A 26,298-nucleotide genomic window follows, 5' to 3' on the forward strand; every position below is an offset into this window, starting at 1 on the left:
TATCAGTGACAAAAACGACGCCGCCATCGATCCTGGTAATCGTGTTGAATTACCGCACCGCCGCGCTGTCGCTGGTTGCGGCGCAGCACGCCGTCGCGGCGATGGAAGGGCTGCGCGGCGCCGTGCGCATCGTCGACAACGCGTCCGGTGATGGCTCGGCTGAAATCATCGAGGCAGGGATCGCCGGCGCTGGCTGGGAGCGGGTGAGCCTCATAAAATCTCCGCGCAATGGCGGCTTTGGCGCAGGCAACAATCTGGCGATGCGCATGGGTTTGCCGGACGGCTCCGCACCCGATTACATCTATCTTCTCAATTCGGACGCCAAACCGCGCGCCGATGCGATCCGCCTTTTGATGGAGGCGCTCGAGGCAGCGCCCGAGGCCGGGATCGCGGGCAGCCGCACGGTTGGTGCGGACGGCGTTTTGCACCGTACCGCGTTCCGTTTCCCGTCCATTCTGGGCGAATTCGAGGGCTCGGTGCGCACCGGCCTTTTCACGCGGCTCTTGCGCGATTGGGTCGTGCCGCTGCCGGTGCCCGAGGACACCGCGCGTGTCGACTGGGTGGCCGGGGCGTCCCTGATGCTGCGCGGGCGGATGCTCGACCGGATCGGCCTTTTTGACGAGACGTTCTTTCTCTATTTCGAAGAGACGGATCTGTGTCTGCGCGCCGCGCGGGAGGGCTGGCATGCGCTCTATGTGCCGCAATCCGAGGCCGAGCATTTGGGTTCGGTCTCGACCGGGATGCAAAGCTGGGCGCGCACGCCCGGGTATTGGTACGATTCCCGCCTGCATTATTACGTTCAGAACCACGGCCGCATGTATGCGGTGGCGGCAACCCTGTCGCGCGCGGTGGGTGAGACGATCTGGCGACTGCGCTGCGGTCTTGAAAACAAATCGCGCCGTGATCCGCCCGGCTTCCTGCGCGACTTGCTGATGCACGGCGCGCGCTGCGCGCTGCGCTGCCGCTCGCGCCGCAAGATCCGACTTGCCGACGGCGGGCCGGGGCGCAATGACAGCTTGGCGGCAGGAGATCCGACATGAGCCTTTTTACCTGCGCCCTCGTCGGCGACGAAAGCCTCACCATCGCCTGCGGCGAGCGCCTGATCGAGCGCGGAGTTGTGATCCGTGCGGTCGCGACCCGTGATGCCGCGGTGCGCGATTGGGCGGTTGGTGCGGGCCTGCCCGTGGCGGGCGATCTGGCCGATTTGCCGGATCTCGCACCCGGCGGGGTCGATTGGCTGCTGAGCGCCGCAAACTTGCGCATCGTTCCGAAGGCACTTCTGGACTGGCCAGCGCGCGGTGCGATCAACTTTCACGATGGGCCGCTGCCGGATCTGGCTGGAGTGAATGCGCCCGTCTGGGCGATCCTTGAGGCAAGGCCGCAGCATGGCGTGACGTGGCATCACATGACCGGCTCGGTCGATGCGGGCGATATCCTGGTCGCGCGCCGCTTCGACATGCCGCCCGAGGCCACTGCGCATGGCCTCAACGCGCGCTGCTACGCCGAGGCGCTGGACAGTTTCGGCGAGGTGATCGAAGAGCTGAGCGGCCCATCTCCGCGCCGCACCGTCCAGGATGCGCCCGGACCGGAGTGCCGCCATTATAAGCGGTCGGATCTGCCGCCCCATGCCGGCCAGATTGATCTGGGCGGGTCGGCGAACACGGCAATCGCAGTCGTGCGCGCGCTCGACTTCGGCGCGCACGCCAACCCGCTCGCTGCCGCCAAGCTGACAATTCACGGGACCGCCTTGCAGGTGCGCGGCGCTGAGCGTGCCGATGGGCAGGGCGCCGCGGGCACTGTGCTGGAGGTTGGTGACGATTGGCTGCGTGTCATGGCGGCGGACGGTGCGCTGCGCCTGACGGGCTTGCGCCGGATGGACGGGCGCAGGCCGGATCTGACGCTTGCGCCGGGCGATGTTCTGAAGCGCCCCGAGACGCCTGCCGAAGTGTTGGACACCCTGCCGAGTCTCGATCGGCATTGGCGCGCCATTATGGAGACTTCGGAGCCAATCGAGGTGCCGCTTGCCATGTCGCCCGGCGCCGCGCCGGCCTGGCAGGCGCGCGACATGCTCATGCCAGAAACGCTGGACGGGTCAGAACGCCTGCGCCGGATCTACCGCTGGGCGGCACTTGGCGCGGGCGGCGCTGGCTACATTGCCTATCAAAGTGCTTCGCAGGCCAATCTTTATGACCGCGCGCCGCATCTGGTCGCGCCATGGGTGCCGTTGCGCGGCGATGATCTTGGAACCCTCGGGATTGCAACCAAGGGCGCCATGGCGGCGGATCTGGGCCTGCGCCTTGCCGGGGCGCCCGGTCTTGTCACGCCTGCCATCGGCCTGAGCGAAAGCGAGGCGCCGATTCCGGATACGGTGATCACCCTGAACACCGAAACCGGCCGGATGTTGATTGACACGACGCGTATCTCTGAGCCGGCCGCCGATATTCTCGCCGCGCGTCTGCAAGAGGCGCTGGCCGGGTACGTGGCAGGCCCGTTCGATGTGGATCTGAACCTGCTCGACGCGTGGCAAGGGCCGGAGGTGTCTCTCGCGGATGCTCTCACCATCCATCGCGCGGTCGCGGCCCAGGCGGCACGGACGCCGGATGCGACGGCGCTCATCTTCGAGGACGCGGCGCTGAGCTACGCCGCGCTGGAGGCGCGTGCGGATGCGGTTGCGGCGATGCTGCGCGGCAATGGTGCGGAGCAGGGCGCGCATGTGGCTCTTTGCGCGGCGCGCGGGCCGGACATGGTGATTGGCGCCCTTGGTATTCTCAAGGCGGGAGCGGCATATGTCCCGCTTGATCCCGAGTATCCCGCGGCGCGGCTTGCCCATGCCGTGGCAGACAGCGCGGCAACGTTGATCCTGACCGAGGTCGCGTTGGAGCCGATGCTGATCGACGCACTGCCGGATGGGTCCATCCCGCGCCTCAGGATCGAGGATGCGCCGACGGATCATGCGCCCGTTACCGATAGTGCGACACTCGATGATACCGCCTATCTGATTTACACCTCCGGTTCGACCGGCACCCCCAAGGGCGTCAGCGTCAGTCATCGCAACGTTGCCAATTTCCGGGCCGGGATGAAGGCGCATGTCACGGCAGAGCCCGGCGATGTCTGGCTCGCGGTGACCAGCCTCGCCTTCGATATCTCGGTGCTCGAGCTCTTTCACACGCTCAGCCAGGGCGCCACCGTCGTTCTCAGTGGAGGTGAAACGCGCGCCGCCGTGTCGGGCAGCTCACGCATCGACGGCGCGGGCGGAATGCAGTTCGGCCTCTATTACTGGGGCAATGATGGCGGCAGCGATGCGGGCAAGTATCACCTCCTGCTGGAGGGCGCGAAATTCGCCGATGCCAACGGATTTTCTTCGCTCTGGACGCCCGAGCGGCATTTTCACGCGTTCGGAGGCGCCTATCCCAATCCGTCCGTCACCGGCGCGGCGGTGGCGGCGGTGACGCACAATCTGGATATTCGCGCGGGCAGCTGCGTGGCGCCGCTGCACCATCCCGCGCGCATCGCCGAGGAATGGGCGGTGATCGACAACATAACTGGCGGGCGCGCGGGCATCGCCTTTGCCTCGGGTTGGCAGCCAGATGATTTCGTGCTGCGGCCCGAAAACACGCCACCCGCAAACAAACCCGCGCTTTATCAGACGCTAGAGCAGGTGCGCGCGCTTTGGCGGGGCGAAGAGGTGGCTTTTCCCACGGCCTCCGGCGCGCCGCATCGCGTGGCCACCTATCCGCGCCCCGTCCAGTCCGACCTTCCGGTCTGGATCACCACGGCGGGTAACCCCGATACTTGGCGCGAGGCGGGCGAGATGGGCGCGCATGTGCTCACGCATCTTCTGGGCCAGACCATCGAGGAGGTTGAGGGCAAGATCGCCATCTACCACGCCGCGCTGCGCGGCGCGGGCCATGATCCCGCGGATTTCCAGGTGACGATGCTTCTGCATACCTATCTGGCCGAAACGCGAGACGCCGCCCGTGAGGTGGCACGCGGGCCGATGAAGGACTACCTGCGCAGCGCCGCGGGCCTCATCAAGCAATATGCCTGGGCCTTCCCCGCCTTCAAGAAGCCGAAGGGCGTGGACAATCCGATGCAGATCGATCTTGCCGGGCTAGCGCCGGACGAGATGGAGGCGATCCTCGATTTCGCGTTCGAGCGGTATTTCGAGGATGCCGGCCTTTTCGGCACGGTCGAGGACGGTCTGGCGCGCAGCGCACAGCTGGCCGAGATCGGCGTGACCGAAATCGCCTGCCTCATCGATTATGGGATCGAGGCCGAGACGGTGCTGGCCGGACTGCGCCCACTTGCCGAAACGCGGCGCCGCGCCACGACACCCGCAACGCTCGATTCGGATGACTATTCTCTGGCCGCGCAGATTTTGCGCCACGGCGTCACGCATCTGCAATGCACGCCCAGCATGGCGCGACTTTTGGCGATGAACCCCGAGGCGCGCCGCGCGCTGGGACGGCTCGAGCACCTCTACCTGGGGGGCGAAGCGTTGCCCGCCGATCTGGTGGCGGATCTGCGACGTGCCACGCGGGCGCGTATCGTCAACATGTACGGCCCGACCGAGACGACGATCTGGTCGACCGTGCAGCCGCTGGGTGCGCAGGTCAGCGGGACGGCTCCCATTGGAGCGCCCATCGCCAATACATTTTGCCATGTTTTGTCCGAAACCGGCGAGGTGCAGCCCATCGGTCTGCCCGGCAATCTTTGGATCGGGGGCGAAGGGGTCGCGAAGGGCTATTGGCAGCGCCCCGATCTGACGGCCGAACGGTTCCGCGCGCGCCCCGGCCTGAAGGGGGGTACGCTCTACGACACTGGCGATCTGGCGGCTTGGCGCGCGGATGGGACGCTCAGCTATTTGGGCCGCGCGGATGGTCAGGTGAAAATCCGTGGCCACCGCATCGAACTGGGCGAGATCGAGGCGCGCATCGCGGCCCATCCGGGCATCACCGGCGCCGTGGTGAGCGCGGTGGGCGAGGGCGCCGATATTCGCCTGGTCGCGCATGTGACCGCGACGGGCCCGGTGAATGTGGCGGCGCTCGACGCCGATCTGGCGCGTCATTTGCCGGCCGCGATGCGTCCCGCGCAGATCGAGCGGGTCGCGGCCTTCCCGCTCACGCCCAACAAGAAGATCGACCGGGCCGCGCTGCGCCGGATGCCCGAGGCGCCCAAGGCGGCGCCCGCGCCCGAGCCGCAGGCAATGACCGCAAGGCCACAAACAAAGGCGCCTGCTGCGTCTGTGCCCCGCGATCTTGCGGCGCAGCTTGCCGCGATTTGGGCCAAGGTGTTGGTTGTCGAGCGCGTGTCGTCCTCTGATAACTTTTTCCAACTCGGAGGCCATTCTCTTTTGGCCGTTCAGATGCACCGCGATATTCGCGCGGCGCTGCCGGACATCCAACTGACGATCACCGATGTCTTTCGTTTTCCGGTGCTGGCCGATCTGGCCGCGCATCTGGGCGGCGGGCAGAGTGCGGACACGGCGCAGAGCAAGCCCGTGGCTGAGGGCCGCAGTGCCTTGATGGAGCGCCGGCGCGCCATGCGCGCTGCGCGCGCGAGTGGCACAAGGTGAGCGGCCCCGGAGCGCAGCCGATCGGCGCGGGCCGCGCCGCACCGGCGCGGGCAATCAGCCGAAAGGCGGCGTTGCACGCGCTCTTTCCTCAGAACGTGACGATTGCGCTCAGCGATCCGCAAGCGCCGCAGCCTGCACCCTGGCCCGAGGAGGCCGAGGCCATTCGGTGGGCCGTGCCTGCCCGCGCGCGCGAATTCGCGGCAGGCCGCGCAGCCTCGCGCGTGGCCATGGCGCTTATGGGCCATGCGTCTCGGCCCGTGCCTGCCGGGCCCGACCGCGCACCAATCTGGCCTGATGGTCTGACCGGAAGCCTTTCGCATACCAGCAGCCTGTGCATTGCGGCGCTGGCGCCGCTGGACCAGGTGCGCGCCATCGGGGTGGATCTGGAGGACGCGCTGCCGGTGCCAGCGGATCTGATCCCGGACATCTGCACGCTGGCCGAGCGCGCCTGGCTGGCCTGTCAGCCCGAGGCCGAGCGGGGTCTTCTGGCCAAGCTTATCTTCTCGGCCAAGGAATGCGCTTACAAGTGCCAGTATCCACTGACCAGAACGCTCTTTGATTTCAACACGCTGGAGGTCACGCCCGATCTGGACACTGGCCAGTTCGAGGCAACCTTCGTGCGCGGTATCGGCGACTTCAACGCGGGTGCCTGCCTGTCGGGCCGTTTTGTCATGCACGATGATCTTATCGCCTGTGGAATGGTTCTGGCGCGGCGCCCCCGGTGGGGGCTGGGCCTGTGATGCGCGCTCCGCTAAGTCTGGCTGAGGATGGCAGGATTGCCGGGCTGCAAGGCACGAGGTTGGTATGGGCACGTCATCGATGATCTGGATCGGCGCCGGTATTCTGGCGCTGGCGTGTGCGGGCGCGTTTTGGGCGCTTCGCGCTGCCCCATCCAGCCCAAACGCAGAGGAGATGCAGGCCGCCTATCGTGCCGCTCCGTTGGCTGCGCCCGATGGCGGGCTGCAGGTCTATCATCTGGGCCACTCGCTGGTGGGCCGGGACATGCCCGCGATGCTGCAGCAACTCGCGCCCGAAGGACATGGGCATCACAGCCAACTAGGCTGGGGCACGTCGCTGCGCGAGCATTGGGAGCCGGATCTGGCGATCAACGGCTTTGATGCCGAGAATGATCACCCTGCCTTTCGCCCTGCGCGCGAGGCGATCGCCAGCGGTGCGTATGATGCGATTGTTCTGACCGAGATGGTCGAAATAGAGGACGCGATCAATTACCATAAATCGCCATTTTACCTGAAAAAATGGGCGAAACTTGCGCGGAGTGGTGGAGCGGATACGCGCATTTACCTATACGAGACGTGGCATCACCTTGATGATCCGGCTGGCTGGCTGGAGCGGCTGGACCGCGACTTCGAGGGCGCATGGCAGGCGCGGATTCTGCGCCCGGCGCATGATCCCGATGCCGCTCCGGTCCGTATCATACCCGCAGGTCAGGTAATGGCCGCACTGGTGCGCCGCGTCGAGGCTTCGGGCGGCATTGGCCCCGTGCAAGCAAAGGCTGATCTCTTCCGGCTCAATGAGGACGGCTCGCAAGACATGATCCACCTGAATGATCTGGGCCATTACCTTGTGGCTCTTACCCATTACGCCGTGCTCTATCACCGCGACCCCACCGGCCTCCCGCATACGCTGCGCCGTGCCGATGGATCGGTGGCTCAATCGCCGGGCCGCGACCTGGCGCTGGCGATGCAAGAGACGGTTTGGAGCGTCGTGCGGGGCATGCCATCGACGGGGGTGGCACGGTGACCTCGGGCACAGCTCAAGGCCCCAGCCGCCGTGCGGTTCTCGCGGGCCTGATGGCCGCGCCTCTGATGCCGCGCTTTGCGCAGGCGCAGGAGGCGGGGCGGGCGGGCGTGTCGTTCAACCTCGCGCCGATCAATGATTGGAGCAGCCAGCAGCCGTTCATTGACGTCTTCAAGACCGCACGCCGCTGGATCGGCCATCTGCCTGGCCAATGGGGCGGACGCAATTACACGTCCCTTGCCGAGGCCGGTCTTTTGGATGCCAATGGCTGGCCTACGCGCATCCCCGGTGATCTTGGCTCTATCGGAACGGTGCTGATGACCGATCTGCCCGAGGAGGCAGAGGCGCTGGCGGGCCGCTACGTGCTGCGCTTTGACGGTGACGGCATCGTCGAGGTGTCGGGCCGCGCCCGGAACGTGCGCTACGGCGACAATGAGGTCAGTTTCGATTTCGCGCCCGGTCCCGGTCCTGTGGATATTCGAATTCAACGCAGTGACCGACAGGGGTCGGGCGATTATGTGCGTAATATCAGGGTCATGAGGATTGATCTTGAAGATTTGCATGAGCGTGGCGCACTCTTTCGCCCGGACTGGATCGACACGCTCCGCGGCGCCCGCACCCTTCGCTTCATGGATTGGATGAATACCAACAATGCGGGCTCCGCGGCGTGGGAGGCGCGCGCGCAGGCGGGCGATTTTTCCTATACCCGCGCCGGTGCGCCGATCGAGGTGATGATGGCGCTCTGCGCCGCGCTCGAGGCCGAGCCCTGGCTGTGCGTGCCGCATCTGGCCGAAGATAGCTATGCGCGCCAGATGGCCCAAGCCGTGCGCGCGGCGCTTCCCGATGGGCGGCGCGTGCATGTGGAGTTTTCAAATGAAGTCTGGAACTGGCAATTCGCTCAGACGGAATGGGCCGATGCGCAGGCGCGTGCGCTGTGGGGCGTCGCCGATCGCGGGGCACAATTTTTCGGACTGCGCGCCGCCGAAGTGGCGCGGATATTCTCCGAAGTCTTTGCAGAGGACCGCGCGCGCCTCGTCAACGTCATTGCGACGCAGACCGGCTGGTTGGGGCTCGAGGCGGATATCCTGACGGCTCCTCTGGCGGTGGCCGACGGGTGGGACGCGCCCGCCGCCGCCTTCGACGCTTATGCTGTGACAGGGTATTTTGGGCATGTCCTCGGCTCGGACAAGCGGCGCGGGCTGGTCGCGGCCTGGCTTGAGCAAAGCCGCGCTGCCGCCGAGGCCGATGGGCGTGCGGCGGGGCTGATGGGCGACGGTCTGGACGACTACATCACCCGCCACCGCTATGATCTGGCCAGCCGCCTCGCGGCAGCCGAGCTGCGCAGCGGAGCCGAAACCGGTGACAGCCAGGACACACTGGCGGATATGATCCAGCGCATCTGGCCCTACCACGCCGAGGTTGCACAGCGGCACGGGCTGGCCCTGACGATGTATGAGGGTGGCAGCCATGTGGTGGGCGTCGGCCTGCAAGTGGATGACGCCGCGCTCACCGAATTTTTGGTGCATTTCAATTATACCGCCGAGATGGGCGCGCTTTACGCCGATTTGATGGATGGCTGGTCGGCGCTCAAGGCCGGTCCGTTCAACCAGTTCAACGATCTCTCTGCTCCCGGTAAATGGGGCAGCTGGGGCGCGATGCGCTGGCCGGGTGACCGCAACCCGCGCTGGCGCGCCATCGAGGCGCGCAAATGAAGGCGGCCAGCGTGATCATCCCCGCCCATGACGAGGCGGGGTATATCGGCCCGTGCCTCGAGGCGGTCTTTGCCTCGGATCTGGAAGGCACGGCGCTGCAGGTGATCGTGGTCGCCAATGGCTGCGCGGATAAGACCGCGCAAAAGGCGCTAGATCATGCGTCATCGGAGCGTAATCTGTTAGTTATCGAGACGCCCCAGGGCGGTAAATTGCAGGCGCTGGAGCTTGGCGATCGGGCGGCGCATCACGGCACCCGGATCTATTTGGATGCGGATGTCATTGTGGCGCCAGACCTGATTTCCCAACTGGTCGCGGCGCTTGCGCTCGCTGCGCCGCGATATGCCAGCGGCACGCCGAGCGTGGCGCGCGCCCAGAGCGCACTGACCCGCGCCTATGCGCGGCTCTGGCAGAGGCTGCCTTTCGTGGCCCAGGGCGTGCCGGGCTTTGGTATTTTTGCCGTGAATGCGGCCGGGCGGGCGCGCTGGGACGTATGGCCCGACATCATTTCGGACGATACATTCGTGCGCCTGCATTTCGCGCCCGAAGAGCGGCTGAAAGTGCCCGCGCACTATAGTTGGCCCATGGTCGAGGGATGGCATCGCCTTGTCCGGGTGCGTCGGCGGCAGGATCGCGGCGTGGCCGAGATCACGGCGCGCTTTCCGCATCTGGCGCAAAATGAGGGCCGGGCGCGGATGGGCGCGGGTGATGTGGTACGACTGGCGCTACAGGATCCGATTGGTTTTGCGGTCTACGGCGCGGTATCGCTTGCCGTGCGGCTGCCGGGGCCGGGCGGTTGGGTGAGAGGCCGGTGATCCGCCGCGCCGCCGATCAAAAAGGCAAGCTTCGCCGCCTCGGTGTCGATATCGTGGCGCGCCAGCACGCGGGCGCGGGCATCCTTGCCCATCCGGTCGAGTGTGGCGGCAGGGGTGGCAGCCATTTCCACCATGGTTTTCGCGAGTGCCAGAGCGTCGCCAGCGGGCACCAGCCATCCGGTGCGCCCATCCTCAACCAGCTCGGGCGTGCCGGCGATGTAGGTGGCGATCACGGGCCGCGCGGCGGCCATCGCCTCCATCACGACCATGGGCAAGCCTTCGGCAAAGCTGGGCATGATCAGGCCATGCGCGCGCGCCAGTTGATCGCGCACGCCCGCCTCGTCGAGCCAGCCGGTCAGCGTAACATGCTTCGTCAGACCGGCCTCGGCGATACCTGCCTCAAGTGCGGGGCGCAAAGGGCCGTCGCCGATCAGGGTCAGGTGGATGCCGCCTGCGCCGCTTCCGTCAGTCTGCAAACGGTCCAGCGCAACGCGCAGCGCGCCGGGCAACATCATCTGGCCTTTCTGCTCGACAAACCGGCCGATGGCGACAAGGCACAAGGGCGCATCCGGCCCGATGGGCGGCATCGGGGCGGGCTGTGCAAAAACGTCAGGCTCGATTCCGCAATGGACGACGGAAATGCGCGCCCAAGTGCCGTGCGGGACAAGCCGGCTGAGTTGCGAGCGGCCAAAACTGCTGATCGCCACGGTGAAGGCGGCGCGCGTGATTTTATCCGGCAAAGACAGGGCGCGGGGCGCATCGAACTCCTCGGGGCCGTGCACGGTAAAGCTGTAGCGCGGCCCGCCCATTGCGTGACACAGCATTGCTACGGTGGCGGCATTGGTGCCGAAATGGGCATGGGCGTGCCGGGCGCCGGACCGGGCGCAGCGGCGCGCAATGTGGGCAGCCTCGGCCAGATAGATCATGTGGCGCAGGCGTCCCACCTCGCCGCGCGTGCCGCAGCGCCAGGCCAGATTCAACGCGGCGGCAAAACCACGTGGTGCGTGCAACGCCTGCAACGCGAGATCGCTCGCAAGGGCAACAGCGCCGCAACGCAGCACGTAATGGGTGCGCGCGGCCTCGGCCCGGTCGCCCGCATCGACCAGCTCTACCTCGGCGGGTCGCATCGCAATGCGGTCGATGGCAAATCCCTGCCGCTCGAGCGCCTGCAGCTCGCGCCGGATGAAGCTGTGCGAGGGTTGCGGGTAGGTATTGAGAATATAGGCGATCTTCAAATCGGGGCGCTCCGGCTGTCGGGCCTGCAGCCTAGCCTGCGCGCCGCTTGGCACAAGGCGATTGCGCCCGGCGCAGACATTTTGCTCGGGCAGGGTGGCATGACCGCCCCGCGTATTGTGCGACGGGCGCCATGAAGCGTCTGACCGCGCCCTTTATCGGCGGCCAGCTGACCGCACGCATCCTGCGCAGCGCGTCTTGGGTGATGATGGGTTATGGTGGCGCGCAGGCGCTGCGGCTGGCCTCGAACCTCATCCTGACGCGGCTCCTCTTTCCCGAGGCGTTCGGGCTGATGACGCTGGTAACGGTCGTGACCGTCGGGCTGATGATGTTTTCGGATGTGGGGATCGGCCCGTCGATCAGCCAGTCCAAGCGCGGCGATGATCCCGATTTCCTGAACACCGCCTGGACGATCCAGGTGATGCGGGGTCTGGCGCTTTGGGCCGTGACGCTCGCGCTGGCGGTGCCGATGGCCCGGATCTACGATGAGCCGGCGCTGGCGCTTTACCTGCCCATCGCCGGGATCGCGCTGGTCATTTCGGGCTTTTTCCCGACGCGGATCGAGACGGCACATCGCCATCTGGTCTTTGGGCGCCTGACCGCGCTGGATTTGGCGGCGCAGGCCATCGGCGTGATCGGGATGATCGTGCTGGCGGTCCTCACGCAATCGGTGATCGCGCTGGTCCTTGGGAGTGTGTTGACCGCCCTGGCCAAGCTTATCCTGACCTCGTGGCTCATGCCCGGCGCGTACAACCGCTTCCGGCTGGAGCCTGCGGCGCTGCACGAACAGGTGCATTTTGGAAAATGGATCTTTCTCAGCACCGCCTTCACGTTCCTCAGCGTGCAGGGCGACAAGGCGATCCTGGGCGCGCTTTTGGATCTGCGCACGCTGGGCATCTACAATATCGGGTTTTTTCTAGCGAGCTTCCCGGTCCTGCTGGGCGGGTCGGTTGCGCAGCAGCTTTTGATTCCGGTCTATCGGGACCGCCCGCCGGGCGAGAGCGCTGCGAACCGCGCCCGACTGCGCCGGATGCGCTTTGTGATGACGGGGGGTGTCTTTTCTTTGCTGGCCATCATGGCGCTGGCGGGGCCTTGGCTGGTCGCGCTGCTTTATGATCCGCGATATGCGCCTGCCGGCGCCATGCTGGTTCTGATCGCGCTGGCCTTCGTGCCGCAGGCGATCGGGCTGACATATGATCGCGCGGCGCTGGCGGCCGGGAATTCGCGCGGTGTCTTTGTCTACTCGGCGCTGCGCGCGGTCCTTCAAGTCGCAATGCTATATGGCGGCTTTCAGGCTTTTGGCCTGATCGGTGCGCTGGTCGCGATGGGGGTCGCTCTGCTCATCGCCTATCCGGTGCTGGTGCGGTTGGCGCGGCGGCATCAGGCTTGGGATGCGCTGCATGATGCAGTCTTCGGGCTCGCCGGTCTGGCGCTGGTCTGGGGGTCTTTGCACCTGCATTGGGCCGAGATCGCGGCCCTCGCGGGCGCGCCCGCGCCCTAACGGCGCCGGATCCGGTCCAGCAGGCTGCGGCGGCGGCGGCGTTGGGGCTGCATCCGCGGGATCGACACGACCGGGCGCAGGCCCAGCGCATGCTCCATCTGCGCGGCAGAGCGGATGACGGGATGGCGCAGATCCATGAGGAAGGCCGCGCCCACGGCGGCAACCGCGCTGACCAATGCGCCCAGTATGGCCAGCGATTTGCGCGAGCGGGTGAAGGGGTATTGTGCCTCGACTGCTGGCTCCAGAACGGTCAGGCGCTCGGCCTGGCGCTGCGTTTCCAGCCGGTAGGCCGTCTCGGCCTCCTTGCGGCGGGCGGTGGCTGCGGCGAGCGTGTCTTGCAACGCCTCGAGCTGGCGGTCGTATTCGACCAAGCGCGCCTGGGCCTCGGATGTGCCCGCGATCGAGGCGGAGAGGGCGTCGATGTTGCGCTCCAGCAGGGCGCGCTCTTCGGCCAGCCCGTCCAGCTCGGCGCGCTGTTCTTCGCGCGCCCGCCGCTCGATACGCGACTCGGCAGGCTGGGCAATCTGGCGCTGCAGCGCGATCATCTGGCGGTCGATCGTCAGCAGCGCCTCGTTCAGCGCCGCGATCTCGCGCTGAACGCTTTCGGCGGCGCTTGGCAGGGCGATGTCGTTGCGGGCGCGAAACTGGCTGATCTCGCGCTCCAGCGCCTGAACCTCACGCAGGGCGGTATCCTCTTGCAGCGTGAAGAAATCCAGCGTTTCGCGAGACTGCTCCAGCCGCGAGCTGACACTGAGCGACACGGTGCGCTGCGAGACTTCATGCGCCAAAAGGCGCGCGCCCTCAGCCGTAGGCCATGTGGCCGAGATTCTGAGCAACGATACCTCGCCATCATCGCGATAGCCGTCCCGCGCGGCCGCGACGCCCGAGATATTGACAGCCTCGCGGATGGCCGAGACCTGCTCGGCCTCGGTCAGCCCTGGCTGATCCGAGAAGAGCTTGAATTCCTCAATCAGCTCCAGAATGGCACCGCGCGACATGACTTGTTGCTCGATCAGCTGAAGCCGCCGCGCAGAAGAGCCTTGTACCGTCGAAGGGGCCATTTCGCCGGGGATGACTGCGCCCTGCATCTGCAAGACCTCGGACGAGCTGTAGAGATGACGCTGGGAGGCGGCAAAGAGCAGCGACAGGGCACAGCCCAGCAGAAAGACAGCAACGATCAGGCCACGGCGACGCCGCAGCATGTCTAGAAAATCGGCAATCGAAAAGATCGATCCCATCCGCTGGCTGTTCCCCACGCTTGATATGGCGCGTACGGCGGACAGGCCGCACCGCTTGCTTCATAATCTGCCCCATTTTTTAACATGGTAAAGGGGCGAGATTATGACGGCTGCATCCGCAGCGCGGCGTCATTCAGGCGGCGCGGCGCTGCCGGGGCTCGGGCCGGGCGGGGCGGGTGCGGTTGAGAATGATGCCCAGAAGATGGGTCTTGCCCTCAAGCCGCCGCTCGCATTCGGTGATCTGGCTGGCCAGGGTACGGGTGGCATCGGCAACGAGCAGCACACCATCGACCTGCGGCAAGAACGCCTCCAGATCGTCATGCTCGAGCATGGGCGGCAAGTCGTATATGGCGATGTCCGGGCGCAGGGCGTCCAAAACCGCGTCCATTACCGCCCCAGTGCGGCGTGCATGCAGGATCTCGGACGCGTCCTGCGCACTGCCACGCCCCAGGCCCACGGCCAGCGTCGTGCACGGTTTGATCAGATGGTCCTGCGGCCCGATATCGCCGGCCAGCAGCGCGGGCAGGCCCCCGCCAGCCTTCATACCCAGAAGATGCGCAATATCGGGGCCGCGCTGATCAAGATCCATCAAGAGTGCGCGCATATCGGGGATGCGCGCGACCGACAGCGCAAGATTGACGGCGGTAAAGCTGGCGCCGGATCCTGCCGTAGGCGCCGCAATGGCGATGCGGGACCAGCCCGAGCCGTGCATCGTGCGCACGAGCTGCGTGCGCAAATCGTCGAACGCGCGCAGGATGGTGCGGTCTTGGCGTATAAGGCGCATCTGCATTTCCAGCGGCGTGCCGCCATGGCCAAAGCGCCCCTCGGGCAGGATGGACCACAGATCCGGGCCGACGGGCAGGTCGCGGTCCCGCATTGCCACATCGCGCGCGAGGCTTGCATCGCCCTCGAAGCTGCCGTTGTCAGGGTCAAACAGATCGGTTTCATCGAAACTGTCGTAATAGGCATCGACCAGAGGCGCTTCGGCCGGATCGCGCGTACCCCATTTGGGCGCCATGGCGGCGCCCGTCACGCGGCGCGTCAACTCCAGATCGAAGGGCAGGTCGCCCTTCTCGCGCACCGGGGCCGAGAGCCCGGAGAAGGGCTTGCCGTGGGCGCGCTGGCCAGAATTGCGGTACTGCTTGAACACAGGCTCAGACCCCCGTTCGTTTGACGACGGCGCCAACGGTGCGCCACAGCACCTTGGCATCCTCGATCAGTGAAATGTCATAAAGATATGCGATATCAAGCGCCGTGCGCGCCCGAAATGTACTCTCGTTGCGCTGCGAAACCTGCCAGTATCCGGTGACGCCGGGGCGCAGGGCAAAGTAATGTGATGCATCGCCATAAAGCGCCAGCTGCTCGGGCAGCATGGGGCGCGGACCGACAAGGCTCATTTCGCCGCGCAGCACGTTCCAAAGTTGTGGCAACTCGTCCAACGAGGTCTTGCGCAGGAAGGCGCCAATGCGGGTGATGCGCGGATCGTGGCGCAGCTTTTGGGTGCGGTCCCATTCTTCGCGCATGGCGGGGTCAGCGGCAAGGCACGCCTCAAGCATACGGTCGGCCTCGCGCACCATGGTGCGCAGTTTGAGGATCTGGAAATGATCCCCGCCCTTGCCCAGCCGCGCCTGCCGGTAAAAGGGCGAACCGCCCTCGAACCACAGCAGAAGCGCAGAGATCCCGATCAGCAGCAGCGCAATGGGCGCCGCCAAAACGATGAGCGTGATGTCGATCGCGCGCTTGCCAAAGGCGGCGTAAGTGCCTGATGGCACCGGAAGCGGCGGGGCGGGCAGGGAGGGCGCGGGTCCGCCATAGGAGGCTATTGTCGTGGGCTTTGCGGCATACGCTTGCGCCGCGAAAGGCGCGTCCCTGAGATAGGCCGCCAAGTTAGCAGACCGTTCGCGGCGCGGCACTGAGTAACCCGGCACCCCTGCTCGCACAGAGGGTGCCGATACATCGACATTCGCTTCGGACATGGCAGACCCCAATCATTAACCACGCACGGCCCCACACCCGTGCAACACAAAAAAACAACTGCCCAGATCCTGTTCGACGCGGGATCTGTGCCCCTTGCGCCGATAACTCCCCGTGTCGCCCAGTCGTGTTCCGCAACAGGCGGAGCAGGGCGTACGAAGCGGACCGTGCCGAGTTCAGGCCAGAAAAATGCCTTTATTTCGACAAGATCACCGTAACATCGCTCTGTTAAATCTTCAGAAAATTCTAACGAAACACATTGTTTCGCAGAGACTTCCATCGCAAGGGATCGCGTCGGAGAGCGGCGCAACTCTTGCGTGTGATTTCAGAGATTTCGGCAACGACCGTCTCGAACAACCCCCATTGTTTCGACAAGTCACAAAATATCGCATGCGCGATAAGCAGCTTATACAAAATAAGCGTAAATTTGCAACAAAGTTGTTGACCGGCATGAAGCTTGAAATCATTTGATTTCGGAGGGTTCCACCGGTTTTGACGCGAATGTGTTCGTCGCCCGGACCATGATTGAGGGTGATTCTCGGCCCCTTATGGGCGTCAGACCATCATCTCTTTCGTCGCGGTCAGGCGGATATCGGGGTAGTCCCGCTGCACGCGGTCGATATCCCATTGCATGCGGGTCAGATAGACGATGTCGCCGTCGTTATCATGGGCGATATGGGCCTGGTTGGCCTTGGTGAAGGCGTCGATGGCAGCCTGGCTGCCCTGCGCCCATCTTGCGGAGGTGAATTGCGATGGCTCGAACCGGACGGGCAGGCCGTATTCCAGCTCGATCCGGCTGGCCAGCACTTCGAATTGAAGCGCGCCGACGACGCCGACGATGAAGCCAGAACCGAAAGCGGGCTTGAAGACCTTGGCCGCGCCTTCCTCGGCGAATTGCATCAGTGCCTTTTCGAGATGTTTGGACTTCAGCGGATCGCCCGCGCGGGCGGTCTGCAAGAGTTCCGGTGCAAAGCTGGGAATGCCGGTGACGCGCAGCGCCTCGCCCTCGGTCAGCGTGTCGCCGATGCGCAGCTGACCGTGGTTCGGGATGCCGATGATGTCGCCAGCCCAGGCCTCCTCGGCCAGCTCGCGGTCGGAGGCGAGGAAAAGGACCGGGCTCGACACCGTCATCGCCTTTTTAGAGCGCACATGGGTCAGCTTCATGCCGCGCTTGAAATGGCCCGAGGCCATGCGCAGAAATGCCACGCGGTCGCGGTGCTTGGGGTCCATGTTGGCCTGCACCTTGAAGACGAAACCGGTGACCTTGCCCTCTTCAGGCGCGATCTGGCGCGGCTCGGCGCTTTGGGGTTGGGGCTGGGGGCCGTAGGTGGCGATGCCGCCCATCAGTTCCTTGACGCCGAAGGAGTTGATCGCGGAGCCGAACCAGATGGGGGTCATATGTCCCTCGAGCACCGCTTGCGGATCGAGCGTGGGCAAGAGCTCGCGCGCCATTTCGACCTCCTCGCGCAGCTTCGCGACGGCGGCGGCAGGCAAGTGTTCGTCCAACTTGGGATCACTCAGGCCGCCGATCTCGATGCTGTCCGCCACCTTGTTGCGGTCGGCGCGGTCCATCAGTTCCAGCCGGTCGTTCAGCATGTCGTAGCAGCCGATGAAATCGCGGCCCATACCGATGGGCCAGCTGGCGGGCGTAACGTCGATCGCCAGGTTCTCCTGGATTTCGTCGATGATGTCGAAAACGTCCCGGCTCTCGCGGTCCATCTTGTTGCAGAAGGTCAGGATAGGCAGATCGCGCAGGCGGCACACCTCAAAAAGCTTTTGAGTCTGGCTTTCGACGCCTTTGGCACCATCGATCACCATGACGGCGGCATCCACGGCTGTCAGCGTGCGATACGTATCTTCGGAGAAGTCCGAGTGGCCGGGCGTATCGACCAGATTGAAGCGGAATTCCTTGAAATCGAAAGACATGGCCGAGGCGCTGACGGAAATGCCCCGGTCCTTTTCCATCTGCATGAAGTCTGACCGCGTGCGCCGCGCCTCGCCCTTGGCGCGCACCTGACCCGCCATCTGGATCGCGCCGCCGAAAAGCAGGAACTTTTCGGTCAGCGTCGTCTTGCCCGCATCCGGATGCGAGATGATCGCAAAGGTGCGGCGCCGCGCGATTTCGGGCGGCAGATCTGGGCGGTTAGGGGCGGTATCCAACATGGGGCGCGTATAGTGCGACGCGCGGGCGCACGCAATGCCCGCCGCGCGTCAGCGGGTCGAGGCGCGGCGCAGGATCTCGGCGACGCCCGGCCGGTCCAATAGCTGTGAGCGGACCTCGAAATCCAGATGCGCGGGCCGGTCATGACCGGGCAGGGGGCGCAACAGTGCGTCCTCGACGGCGGCCTGAACCGCCTCGCGCATGGCAAGGTCCAGATCGGTGGGCAGGATGCTGCGGGTGCGCGGATCGACCAGCATCGTTTCGGCGGCGATGCCCTCGACATAGATGATCTGATGCGCGTCGAAGAGCAGCTGGAAATAATCAACGAAGCCGCCCGGCTCCTGCACGATGCTGTCGCCATTCACCAGATGGCGCGCGCGGACCATCACCTCGTGCCGCCCGGCGCCCAACTGGTCCGAGCGCTGATAGATGAAAAGGCGGCTTTCTGGGCTGACGCATAGATCGCCGGTATTGTTCAGCGCGCCGGCGCGAATGCGAATAGGGGCGAAATCCCCCACGGCCCGCACGGTGCCAGAGCCGATCCATCGTAGCGGGCGTGGCCCGTCATCACGCGTCAGCACCATGTCGCCGGGGCGCAAATCCTGGATCGGGGTCTGCGCGCCGGACGCCAGCGTGATCATCGTCCCGCGCGTGAAGGACACGCAGGCGACCTCGGCAAAGCGGCCTTGGACGGCCTCGCGATCGATGCCGACGAGGGTGTATTCGCAGCGCGGGATCATCCGCGCCAAAGGCAAAACATACACCGCCTCGACATCGCCTTCGACGTCCACCTCGACCATGATCAACAGTTCGGTCGTGGTGCCGTTGGCCGTCATCATGGTCAGCGCGGAATCGAGATGCAGGTGGTTGCCCGTCTCGCCGATGGCGGATCCTGGCGCAATCGTCAGAACGCCCGCTTTGCCGGGCTGCACCGTCAGCGCGGCGCCGCGTGCGTTCAGCGACAGCTCGTAGACGTCATCGAGGTCCAGCTCGTCCGCGAAGGACATCGCATCACCCAGATTGGCGCCGCTCACGACCGAGATGTCGCGGGCGCGCAGGACGGGTAAGATCTGCTGGAAAGCGTCGCTCATCTGGTCTGGCTCCCTCATTCGCGCGCCAAGGTCAAGTCGCCATTGCGCAGGCTTGACCGCGCATCTGGCCCCACAGGATCGCTCGGGGGCGAATTGAGCTTTCGGTCCTTTTACGCCTCGCTTAGGGTCCGGAATACGCACGGATTGTGGCGCAGCCGCGACCGACATAAGCAGATTTTGCGGCATGGCCCCGGTGCTGTCCGGGCGCGTCGCCGCTGATTTCAGGGAGAATTCTAAATGGATATGGGACTGAGCGGCAAGCGCGCATTGGTATGCGCCTCCTCCAAGGGATTGGGGCTGGGATGTGCCCGTGCTTTGGCGGCGGAGGGCGTCGATCTGATCATGAACGCCCGCGGGCAGGACGCGCTGGACGCGTCGGCCGAGACGATTCGCGCCGAATTCGGCGTCGAGGTCACGGCCATCGCTTGCGACGTGACGACGACCGAAGGTCAGGCCAAGCTGCTGAAGGCGGCGGGCGATATCGACATCCTCGTGACCAATGCTGGCGGCCCGCCGCCGGGGGTCTGGAGCGATTGGGACCGCGATGATTTCATCAAGGCGCTCGATGCCAACATGCTGACGCCCATCGCGCTGATGAAGGCGGTTCTGCCACGTATGATGGAGCGCGGCTGGGGCCGGGTCGTCAACATCACTTCGCAATCGGTGCGCTCGCCCATTCCCGCGCTTGGGCTGTCGAATGCCGCACGCACGGGGCTGACTGGCTATGTCGCCGGCACCGCGCGGCAGGTGGCCCAGCATGGTGTCACCATCAACAACCTTTTGCCCGGCATCCACGCCACCGACCGCGCGGTGCAGCTCGATGGCGGCGTCGCCAAGGCCCAGGGCATCACCATGCAGGAGGCGCGCGAGGCGCGTTATGCCACCATACCCGTGCGCCGCTATGGCACGGCCGAGGAATTCGGCGCGGCCTGCGCATTTCTTTGCTCGGAAAAGGCCGGGTTCATCGTGGGGCAGAATCTTCTGCTGGATGGCGGCGCGGTGTCCTTGACGATGTGATCCTCAAAGGGGGCGCTCGCCCTTCCGCGCCCCTCATCACATTTGCGCCAGCCCGCGTTTTGGCGGTGGCCTGCGCAGCTTGCCCCGGCTACCGCTGATCCCTGCAGGCGCCGAAACGAGCGCCGATCAAGGGAAGTGTTTCGCCATGCAAGCCACCATCATCATCGCCGTCTTCGGTGCCATCATTCTTGCCAGTTTGTTGGCCGCGCCGCGCCGCGCGACGGTCGAGGGGTTCTTCGGCGGCCTTGGCGTCACGGGCCGCGCGCCGGGCCTGTGGGTCCTGGTGCTCAGCCAGGTCACGACTTGGATCTTCGCGCGGTCGCTGATGAATTCCGCGATCCTTGGCTATTTTTACGGCATCTGGGGTACGCTGGCCTATGCGGCCTATTATGGCTCGTTCCTGACCGGCGGCTTCATCGTCGCGCGGCTGCGCGAGGGTGGCGCGGGATCGGTTCAGGCGTGGCTGGGCGCGCGCTTTGGCGCCATTGGGACCGGCTGCTACAACCTCGTCATTGCACTGCGCCTTTTGTCCGAGGTCTTCGCCAACCTTTTGGTCGTGGGCCTCATCTTCGCCGCTGCCCTGCCCGAGACGGGCATCGCGCGCGAGGCGTCCATCGTGATCGTCGCGCTACTTGGCCTCGCCTACAGCGCCTGGGGCGGGCTGAGCGCGGCGCTGCGCACGGATGTGCTGCAAATGAGCGTTTTCCTTGCCGTCTTCGCCGCCGCTCTCATCGCTCTGATCCTCAGCCCCGGCTTCGATCTGGGGCGTGTCCTGACGGCGCCGGGCACGGCGGGCGCCTGGAACGGTCAGGTCCTGCTGCTGGTCGCCTTCCTTCAGGTCTTTTCATACCCCGCGCATGATCCGGTGATGATGGATCGCGGCTTTCTGGCCGATCCGGCGACGACGCGGCGCTCGTTCCGCCATGCCTTCTGGATCTCGACCCTTTGCATCATCGCGTTCGGCATGTTCGGGATCCAAGCCGGCGTAATCGGCGCCGAATACGAGGGCGAGCTTTTGGGCACATGGTCCGCCATGTTCCCCGCCTGGCTCTACATCGCGCTTCTGGTGTCGCTGCTTGTCTCGGCGCTCTCGACGCTCGACTCGGCGCTGGCCAGCGCGGCGCGGCTGGTGGTCGAAGAGTTGCGGATCGGCACGCGCAGCCTGACCTCGGGGCGCATCGCGATGACGGCGTTCATGGGCCTCGGCGCGGCGCTGACCCTTTGGGGCAACCAGACGCTCTTCGATGCGGTCGCGGTCAGCGGCACGGCGTCGATGTTCCTGACCCCCATCCTGATCGTTGGCCTCGTGATGGGGCGGCGCATTGCGCTTTGGTCCTATCTGGTGACGTTTGCGGCGGCGATCTCTGGGGCCGTTCTCTATTTTGCACGGGGCACAGAGTGGGCCATGGCGATCCTTCCCGAGGCGCATAAATACGAGCAGCTCTTGCTGATCTGCATCGTGGTCCTGGCGCTCGGCTTTGCCGCAACTCTGGCCGGCGCGCGTCGTAGCGGTCAACCGGCCTAGAGGCGCCGGCGCTTGCAAGCCCCGGGGGGCGTTGCTATCTGGCAGGTCCAAGGGTAATCCCGACCGCTTCGCTCGGATACCCGTACATGATCAAGGCCCGTACATGCCCGCCCAGACGCCTCGCCTGCAGATTGAACATCTGAGCCGCCGCTACGATGGCCGGCTCGTGGTTGACGATATATCTCTTTCGGTGATGCCGGGGCAGGTGACTTGCCTGCTGGGCCCCTCTGGCTGCGGCAAATCGACGACATTGCGCATGATTGCGGGTGTCGAGACACAAGACAGTGGCACGATCCGCGTCGATGGCACCGTGATTTGCGACGGTACCGCACGCGTGCCCCCGGAAGAGCGCCAGATCGGCCTCATGTTCCAGGACTTCGCGCTTTTTCCGCATCTGACCGTTGCGGGCAATGTCGCTTTCGGCCTCTCCGGCTCCAAAGCCGAGACGCAGGCGCGCGTGCAGGAGCTCTTGGACCGCGTCGGCCTTGGCCATTTCACCAAATCCTTTCCGCATGAATTGTCAGGTGGCGAGCAGCAGCGCGTGGCGCTGGCCCGCGCCCTCGCGCCGCGCCCGCGAATCATGCTGATGGACGAGCCTTTTTCGGGCCTCGACAACCGTTTGCGCGACGGCATCCGCGACGAGACGCTGGATATCCTGCGCGAAGAGGATGCTGCCGTCCTTCTGGTCACGCATGAACCTGACGAGGCGATGCGCATGGCGGATGATATCGCGCTCATGCGCGGCGGGCGCATCGTTCAGCAGGGCGCGCCCTACAACGTTTACAACGCGCCGGTGGACAAGGATGCCGTTGCGTTTTTCAGCGATGTGAACACCATTCGCGGCACGGTACGCGGCGCGCTGACGGAAACGCCTTTCGGTCATTTCCTGGCCCCTGGTGTGCCGGATGGGGCGCAGGTCGACATCGTGATCCGCCCGCAGCATATCAAGATCGATTTCGACCGCGCCGGGCGCGGCCCGGATCCCACGCCCCAGGACGGCACGCCCGCCCGCGGCGTGGTCCAGCGGGCGCGCTTCATGGGCTCGGAAAGCATCGTGGAATTCCGCATGGATCACGACGGCTCCATCCTCAAGGCGACGGTGCCCAACGTATTCCTGCCCAGCCCTGGCAAGGCGCTCTGGCTGATGATCCGGCGTGATCGCTGCTTTGTCTTTCCGGCGCGCGCCTGACCGTTCACTGTTCCGTAAAATACTCATGGCCGGGCAGGGGCCACAGGCGCATCGCCGCTTTTTTCGCGATTCCGTCCGGCACGGCCCGCCTTAGCCCTTTCAACCGGCTGCGCCAGGGTTTAGATACGAATTCAGTCATGCAAACGGGGCCTGCCACACGCGCCCCGAACTCTGGGAGAGACTTCATGCTCAACAATATCGGCCTTCCCGGCCTTCTTTTGATCGCCGTCGTCGTGCTGGTTCTGTTCGGTCGCGGCAAGATTTCCTCACTGATGGGTGAGGTCGGCAAAGGCATCACCTCGTTCAAGAAGGGCATCGACGAGGGCAACAAGGAGATCGAGACGTCGGCAGCAAGTGCCGATACCGATCACGAGGCCGGCGCACGCGATGTGACACCCAAGGACGACACGGCCTCCAAATCCAAGTCCAAAGACAAGGTCTGAGCCAAGCATGTTCGACCTAGGCTGGACCGAGCTGCTGGTCATCGGCATCGTTGCGCTCATCGTGGTCGGGCCCAAGGACCTGCCGGGAATGTTCCGCACCGTCGGACAATTCGTGGGCAAGGCCAAGGGCATGGCGCGCGAGTTCTCCAAGGCGATGAACGATGCCGCCGATGATGCGGGCGTGTCGGGCATGTCCGATACGCTGCGCAAGGCCAGCAATCCCATCGGCTCGGCCATGAACGAGGTCAAGAAAAGCGCGACCAGCTTCACGCAAGCCACCCGCGACGCGGGCAAGCCCAAGGCCAATCCCGAGCCGCTCAGCCCGGAGCGGCAAGAGGCCAAGGACAAGATCACCGCCCATTCCGCCAAGCAGACGCAAGAGCGGCTCGACCGCGAGAAGGCCGAGGCCGAAGCGGCCAAAGCCGCGCCCGCCGAGGATGCGGCCAAGCCCAAGACGTCGGCGGCGAAAAAGCCAGCGGCCAAGAAAGCGACCGCCAAGGCGCCTGCGGCCAAGAAAGCCGAGACCAAGACAGCCGCAACCAAGAAACCTGCGGCAAAAAAGCCTGCGGCGACATCGTCTGCGAACAAGGCCACGCCCAAATCCGCCGCCAAGCCGCGTAAATCGGCCAAGGCCACCGATAAGACCACTGCCAAGACCGGGACCAAATCATGAGCACCGGAGACGAGATCGAGGATAGCAGCGCCCCGCTGATCGAGCATCTGGCCGAGCTGCGCACGCGCCTCATCCATTCGGTGATGTATTTCCTTGGCGGCATGATCATCTGCTTTACGATTGCCACGCCGATCTTCAATTACCTCACGGCGCCGCTTTGCTCGGTGTTGGCGGATCGCGGGCAGGATTGCGACCTGATCTTCATCAGCCCGCAAGAGGGCTTCTTCGTCGCGATCAAGGTGTCACTCCTCGGCGGCTTTATCCTGGCGTTCCCGTTCATCGCGAACCAGATGTGGCGCTTTGTGGCGCCGGGGCTTTACCGCAATGAAAAGGGCGCGTTTCTGCCCTTCCTCGTCGCATCGCCCTTCATGTTCATCCTTGGCGCCAGCTTTGCCTTCTACGTCGTCACGCCGCTCGCCTATGATTTCTTCCTCGGTTTCCAGCAATTCGGGAACGCGGGCGAAGTCGTTGATGGCGTGCAGGGCGCGGCCCCGCTCAGCGTGGTTTTCCAAGGCTCGGCGCAGGAATATCTGAACCTGACGATCAAGTTCATCGTCGCCTTCGGTCTCTGCTTCCAGCTGCCCGTACTCCTGACACTCATGGGCAAGGCCGGCCTTGTCAGCGCCGTCGGCCTGCGCGCTGTGCGCAAATATGCGGTCGTCGGCATCCTTATTCTTGCCGCGCTGGTGACGCCGCCGGACGTCATTACCCAAGGTATTCTTTTCGTCGTGGTCTACGGTCTTTATGAGATTTCGATCCAGCTGGTCGCCCGTGTCGAGCGTCAGCGCGAAGCCAAGCTGCGCGCCGAGGGCCTGTGGTTCGACGACGAGGAAGGGATGGAAGAGGATCTGACGGGCCATCCCGAAGACCTGGATGATGACGAGGCGGATCAGGACAAACGGTCATGAGCGGGGATGAGATGGAGCGCATTGCCGAGGCGCTGGAGCGGATCAGCCCACCGCCCGCACCGGCGCCCGACCTGACCGCCTGCGACGCCTATGTCTGGCATGTCTCGCCCGATCACCTGCAGCCCGTGCCGGACGTATCGCGGGTCGACATGCGCCTCCTCGTCGGCATCGACCGGGCGCGTGACACGCTGCTGGAGAACACCCTGCACTTCGCGCGCGGCCTGCCTGCCAACAATGCGCTTTTGTGGGGCGCACGGGGCATGGGAAAATCCAGCCTCGTCAAAGCAGTGCATGGCGAGATCGTGAAACAGGGCCTGCCGCTCAAGATTGTCGAGTTGCAGCGCGAGGATCTGACCAGCGTGACGCGCCTTTTGTCGCTCTTACGGTCGTCCGAGGCGCGGTTCATCCTCTATTGTGACGATCTAAGCTTCGGCCATGACGACGCGCAGTATAAATCGCTGAAGGCGGTTCTGGATGGCGGCATCGAGGGCCGGCCCGAAAACGTGATTTTCTACGCCACGTCTAACCGGCGCCACCTGATGCCCCGCGACATGATCGAAAATGAGCGCAGCTCGGCGATCAATCCGGGCGAGGCGGTCGAGGAAAAGGTGTCGCTCAGCGATCGTTTTGGCCTCTGGTTGGGCTTTCATGCCTGTGACCAAGACGGGTTCCTGTCGATGATCCGGGGCTATTGCGACGCGTTCGGGATCGAGATTTCGGACGCCGATCTGCGCGCCGAGGCCATCGAATGGCAGGCTACCCGCGGTGGCCGCTCGGGCCGAGTAGCGTGGCAGTTCGTGACCGATCTGGCGGGGCGACACGGGGTCCGGCTGGCGTAGCGGGGCCAATCTACCAGCTGAAGATGTCGCCGATATTTTCGAGTATCGAGGCCAGCAAAAGAAATCCAATGATCAAGAGCGCCAACCACCAGACGAACTGGAAAATGAGCGCTGCGGTTGCCATGCTGGCGCCGTAGGCGCCGAGGCGCCAATTTTCGTGCGACAGACGTGAGACGAGCGACAGAATCAGCGCGGCGATTGCGGCGATGGGGGCGATGATCGCCAGATAGTGGACAAGTTTTGGCGCTTCCGGCTCGACCTTGGCCTGAGATAGGCCGAAAAAACTGCGCCAGGCCGCGCGCTTTATCTCGCCCGCGATCTCGCCGATCTGAGTTGCGGTCGAGGGTTTGGCGTCAAAACTCGGAAGCGCGATTTGAAGAAAAACTAGGCCAAGCGCCAGTGCCGCCATCGAAACGGCCCATACGCCCCAACTGCGCAAAAGCTGCGGGGGACGTTGGTTCATACTGTTCATCGAGTTTTCCATCCATCCACGCTAGGCCGACATCATGGCCGTTGCATGACGTCACGGGCACAATTTCGGGGCGCTGGATGGGCCAAAAGAAAATGCCGTGTCCGCAAATCGTGTTGGGTGAGGACTCTTTGGGAATACAGAGTTTGGCCAATCTCCCTTTTCGGAATGTAGGGCCTG

Annotated in this window: 21 protein-coding genes; 14 read left to right on the forward strand and 7 right to left on the reverse strand. The window is 64.9% G+C overall.

Going from position 1 to position 26,298, the window contains the following annotated elements; translation table 11 throughout:
* The first annotated feature begins 5 nt into the window (after window positions 1-5).
* The 6 genes from BW975_RS15565 to BW975_RS15590 all read left to right on the forward strand — a co-directional run bounded on the left by BW975_RS15565 (window position 6) and on the right by BW975_RS15590 (window position 9,857).
* Window positions 6-1,040 carry a glycosyltransferase family 2 protein gene (locus BW975_RS15565; RefSeq protein WP_083687154.1) on the forward strand — a complete coding sequence of 345 codons (1,035 nt, stop codon included), beginning with the start codon at window positions 6-8 and terminating at the stop codon, window positions 1,038-1,040.
* On the forward strand, window positions 1,037-5,575 hold the full coding sequence (locus BW975_RS15570; protein ID WP_076535211.1) for a MupA/Atu3671 family FMN-dependent luciferase-like monooxygenase: 4,539 nt from the start codon (window positions 1,037-1,039) through the stop codon (window positions 5,573-5,575). Before BW975_RS15565 ends, BW975_RS15570 begins: the two co-directional genes overlap by 4 nt.
* On the forward strand, window positions 5,572-6,315 hold the full coding sequence (locus BW975_RS15575) for a 4'-phosphopantetheinyl transferase family protein (RefSeq protein ID WP_083687144.1): 744 nt from the start codon (window positions 5,572-5,574) through the stop codon (window positions 6,313-6,315). Before BW975_RS15570 ends, BW975_RS15575 begins: the two co-directional genes overlap by 4 nt.
* A 64-nt stretch (window positions 6,316-6,379) precedes the next feature.
* Window positions 6,380-7,336, forward strand: a complete 957-nt coding sequence (locus BW975_RS15580) for a hypothetical protein (RefSeq protein ID WP_244512574.1) — start codon at window positions 6,380-6,382, stop codon at window positions 7,334-7,336.
* A complete protein-coding gene (locus tag BW975_RS15585; RefSeq protein ID WP_076535212.1) occupies window positions 7,291-9,045 on the forward strand; it encodes a hypothetical protein in 1,755 nt (584 codons plus the stop codon). Before BW975_RS15580 ends, BW975_RS15585 begins: the two co-directional genes overlap by 46 nt.
* Complete coding sequence (locus BW975_RS15590) at window positions 9,042-9,857, forward strand: glycosyltransferase family 2 protein (protein WP_076535213.1); 816 nt, start codon at window positions 9,042-9,044, stop codon at window positions 9,855-9,857. The genes BW975_RS15585 and BW975_RS15590 overlap by 4 nt, the downstream gene beginning before the upstream one ends.
* Here BW975_RS15590 and BW975_RS15595 read toward each other — a convergent pair.
* Window positions 9,794-11,092: a glycosyltransferase gene (locus BW975_RS15595; RefSeq protein ID WP_076535214.1), complete on the reverse strand. Its 1,299-nt coding sequence runs from the start codon at window positions 11,090-11,092 to the stop codon at window positions 9,794-9,796. The genes BW975_RS15590 and BW975_RS15595 overlap by 64 nt on opposite strands.
* 131 nt (window positions 11,093-11,223) lie before the next feature.
* Between BW975_RS15595 and BW975_RS15600 the strand changes: the two genes are divergently transcribed.
* A complete protein-coding gene (locus BW975_RS15600) occupies window positions 11,224-12,591 on the forward strand; it encodes an oligosaccharide flippase family protein (RefSeq protein WP_076535215.1) in 1,368 nt (455 codons plus the stop codon).
* Here BW975_RS15600 and BW975_RS15605 read toward each other — a convergent pair.
* The 5 genes from BW975_RS15605 to BW975_RS15625 form a co-directional block, all read right to left on the reverse strand.
* Window positions 12,588-13,829, reverse strand: a complete 1,242-nt coding sequence (locus tag BW975_RS15605) for a GumC domain-containing protein (protein ID WP_076535216.1) — start codon at window positions 13,827-13,829, stop codon at window positions 12,588-12,590. The genes BW975_RS15600 and BW975_RS15605 overlap by 4 nt on opposite strands.
* A gap of 133 nt (window positions 13,830-13,962) precedes the next feature.
* Window positions 13,963-14,979: a CpsD/CapB family tyrosine-protein kinase gene (locus BW975_RS15610; protein ID WP_076535217.1), complete on the reverse strand. Its 1,017-nt coding sequence runs from the start codon at window positions 14,977-14,979 to the stop codon at window positions 13,963-13,965.
* Between the two features lie 4 nt (window positions 14,980-14,983).
* Window positions 14,984-15,805: a sugar transferase gene (locus tag BW975_RS15615; protein WP_083687145.1), complete on the reverse strand. Its 822-nt coding sequence runs from the start codon at window positions 15,803-15,805 to the stop codon at window positions 14,984-14,986.
* A 553-nt stretch (window positions 15,806-16,358) separates the two neighbouring features.
* A complete protein-coding gene (locus tag BW975_RS15620; protein ID WP_076535219.1) occupies window positions 16,359-17,966 on the reverse strand; it encodes a peptide chain release factor 3 in 1,608 nt (535 codons plus the stop codon).
* 48 nt (window positions 17,967-18,014) lie between these two features.
* Window positions 18,015-19,055 (reverse strand): Hint domain-containing protein, encoded by a 1,041-nt coding sequence (locus tag BW975_RS15625; protein ID WP_076535220.1) that lies wholly within the window; start codon window positions 19,053-19,055, stop codon window positions 18,015-18,017.
* 237 nt (window positions 19,056-19,292) lie between these two features.
* On the opposite strand from BW975_RS15625, the gene BW975_RS15630 reads away from it, so the two are divergent.
* The 7 genes from BW975_RS15630 to BW975_RS15665 all read left to right on the forward strand — a co-directional run bounded on the left by BW975_RS15630 (window position 19,293) and on the right by BW975_RS15665 (window position 25,649).
* Window positions 19,293-20,072, forward strand: a complete 780-nt coding sequence (locus BW975_RS15630) for an SDR family oxidoreductase (protein ID WP_076535221.1) — start codon at window positions 19,293-19,295, stop codon at window positions 20,070-20,072.
* A gap of 145 nt (window positions 20,073-20,217) precedes the next feature.
* The gene (locus BW975_RS15635) at window positions 20,218-21,597 is read left to right on the forward strand and encodes an SLC5/6 family protein (protein WP_076535222.1); all 1,380 of its coding nucleotides are present in this window, start codon (window positions 20,218-20,220) and stop codon (window positions 21,595-21,597) included.
* Between the two features lie 103 nt (window positions 21,598-21,700).
* Entirely contained in the window at window positions 21,701-22,786 is a 1,086-nt protein-coding gene (locus tag BW975_RS15640; protein ID WP_076535223.1) for an ABC transporter ATP-binding protein, read from the forward strand.
* A 185-nt stretch (window positions 22,787-22,971) separates the two neighbouring features.
* Window positions 22,972-23,229: a twin-arginine translocase TatA/TatE family subunit gene (locus tag BW975_RS15650; RefSeq protein ID WP_076535225.1), complete on the forward strand. Its 258-nt coding sequence runs from the start codon at window positions 22,972-22,974 to the stop codon at window positions 23,227-23,229.
* A gap of 7 nt (window positions 23,230-23,236) precedes the next feature.
* Window positions 23,237-23,902 carry a Sec-independent protein translocase protein TatB gene (tatB, locus tag BW975_RS15655; protein WP_076535226.1) on the forward strand — a complete coding sequence of 222 codons (666 nt, stop codon included), beginning with the start codon at window positions 23,237-23,239 and terminating at the stop codon, window positions 23,900-23,902.
* Window positions 23,899-24,810 carry a twin-arginine translocase subunit TatC gene (gene tatC / locus BW975_RS15660; protein WP_076535227.1) on the forward strand — a complete coding sequence of 304 codons (912 nt, stop codon included), beginning with the start codon at window positions 23,899-23,901 and terminating at the stop codon, window positions 24,808-24,810. Before tatB ends, tatC begins: the two co-directional genes overlap by 4 nt.
* A complete protein-coding gene (locus tag BW975_RS15665) occupies window positions 24,807-25,649 on the forward strand; it encodes an ATP-binding protein (RefSeq protein ID WP_076535228.1) in 843 nt (280 codons plus the stop codon). The genes tatC and BW975_RS15665 overlap by 4 nt, the downstream gene beginning before the upstream one ends.
* 10 nt (window positions 25,650-25,659) lie before the next feature.
* Here BW975_RS15665 and BW975_RS15670 read toward each other — a convergent pair whose 3' ends face one another.
* Window positions 25,660-26,121, reverse strand: a complete 462-nt coding sequence (locus BW975_RS15670) for a hypothetical protein (RefSeq protein WP_076535229.1) — start codon at window positions 26,119-26,121, stop codon at window positions 25,660-25,662.
* Between the last annotated feature and the right edge of the window lie 177 nt (window positions 26,122-26,298).

Source organism: Roseovarius nanhaiticus, from assembly GCF_900156535.1.
GTDB classification, from domain to species: domain Bacteria; phylum Pseudomonadota; class Alphaproteobacteria; order Rhodobacterales; family Rhodobacteraceae; genus Roseovarius; species Roseovarius nanhaiticus.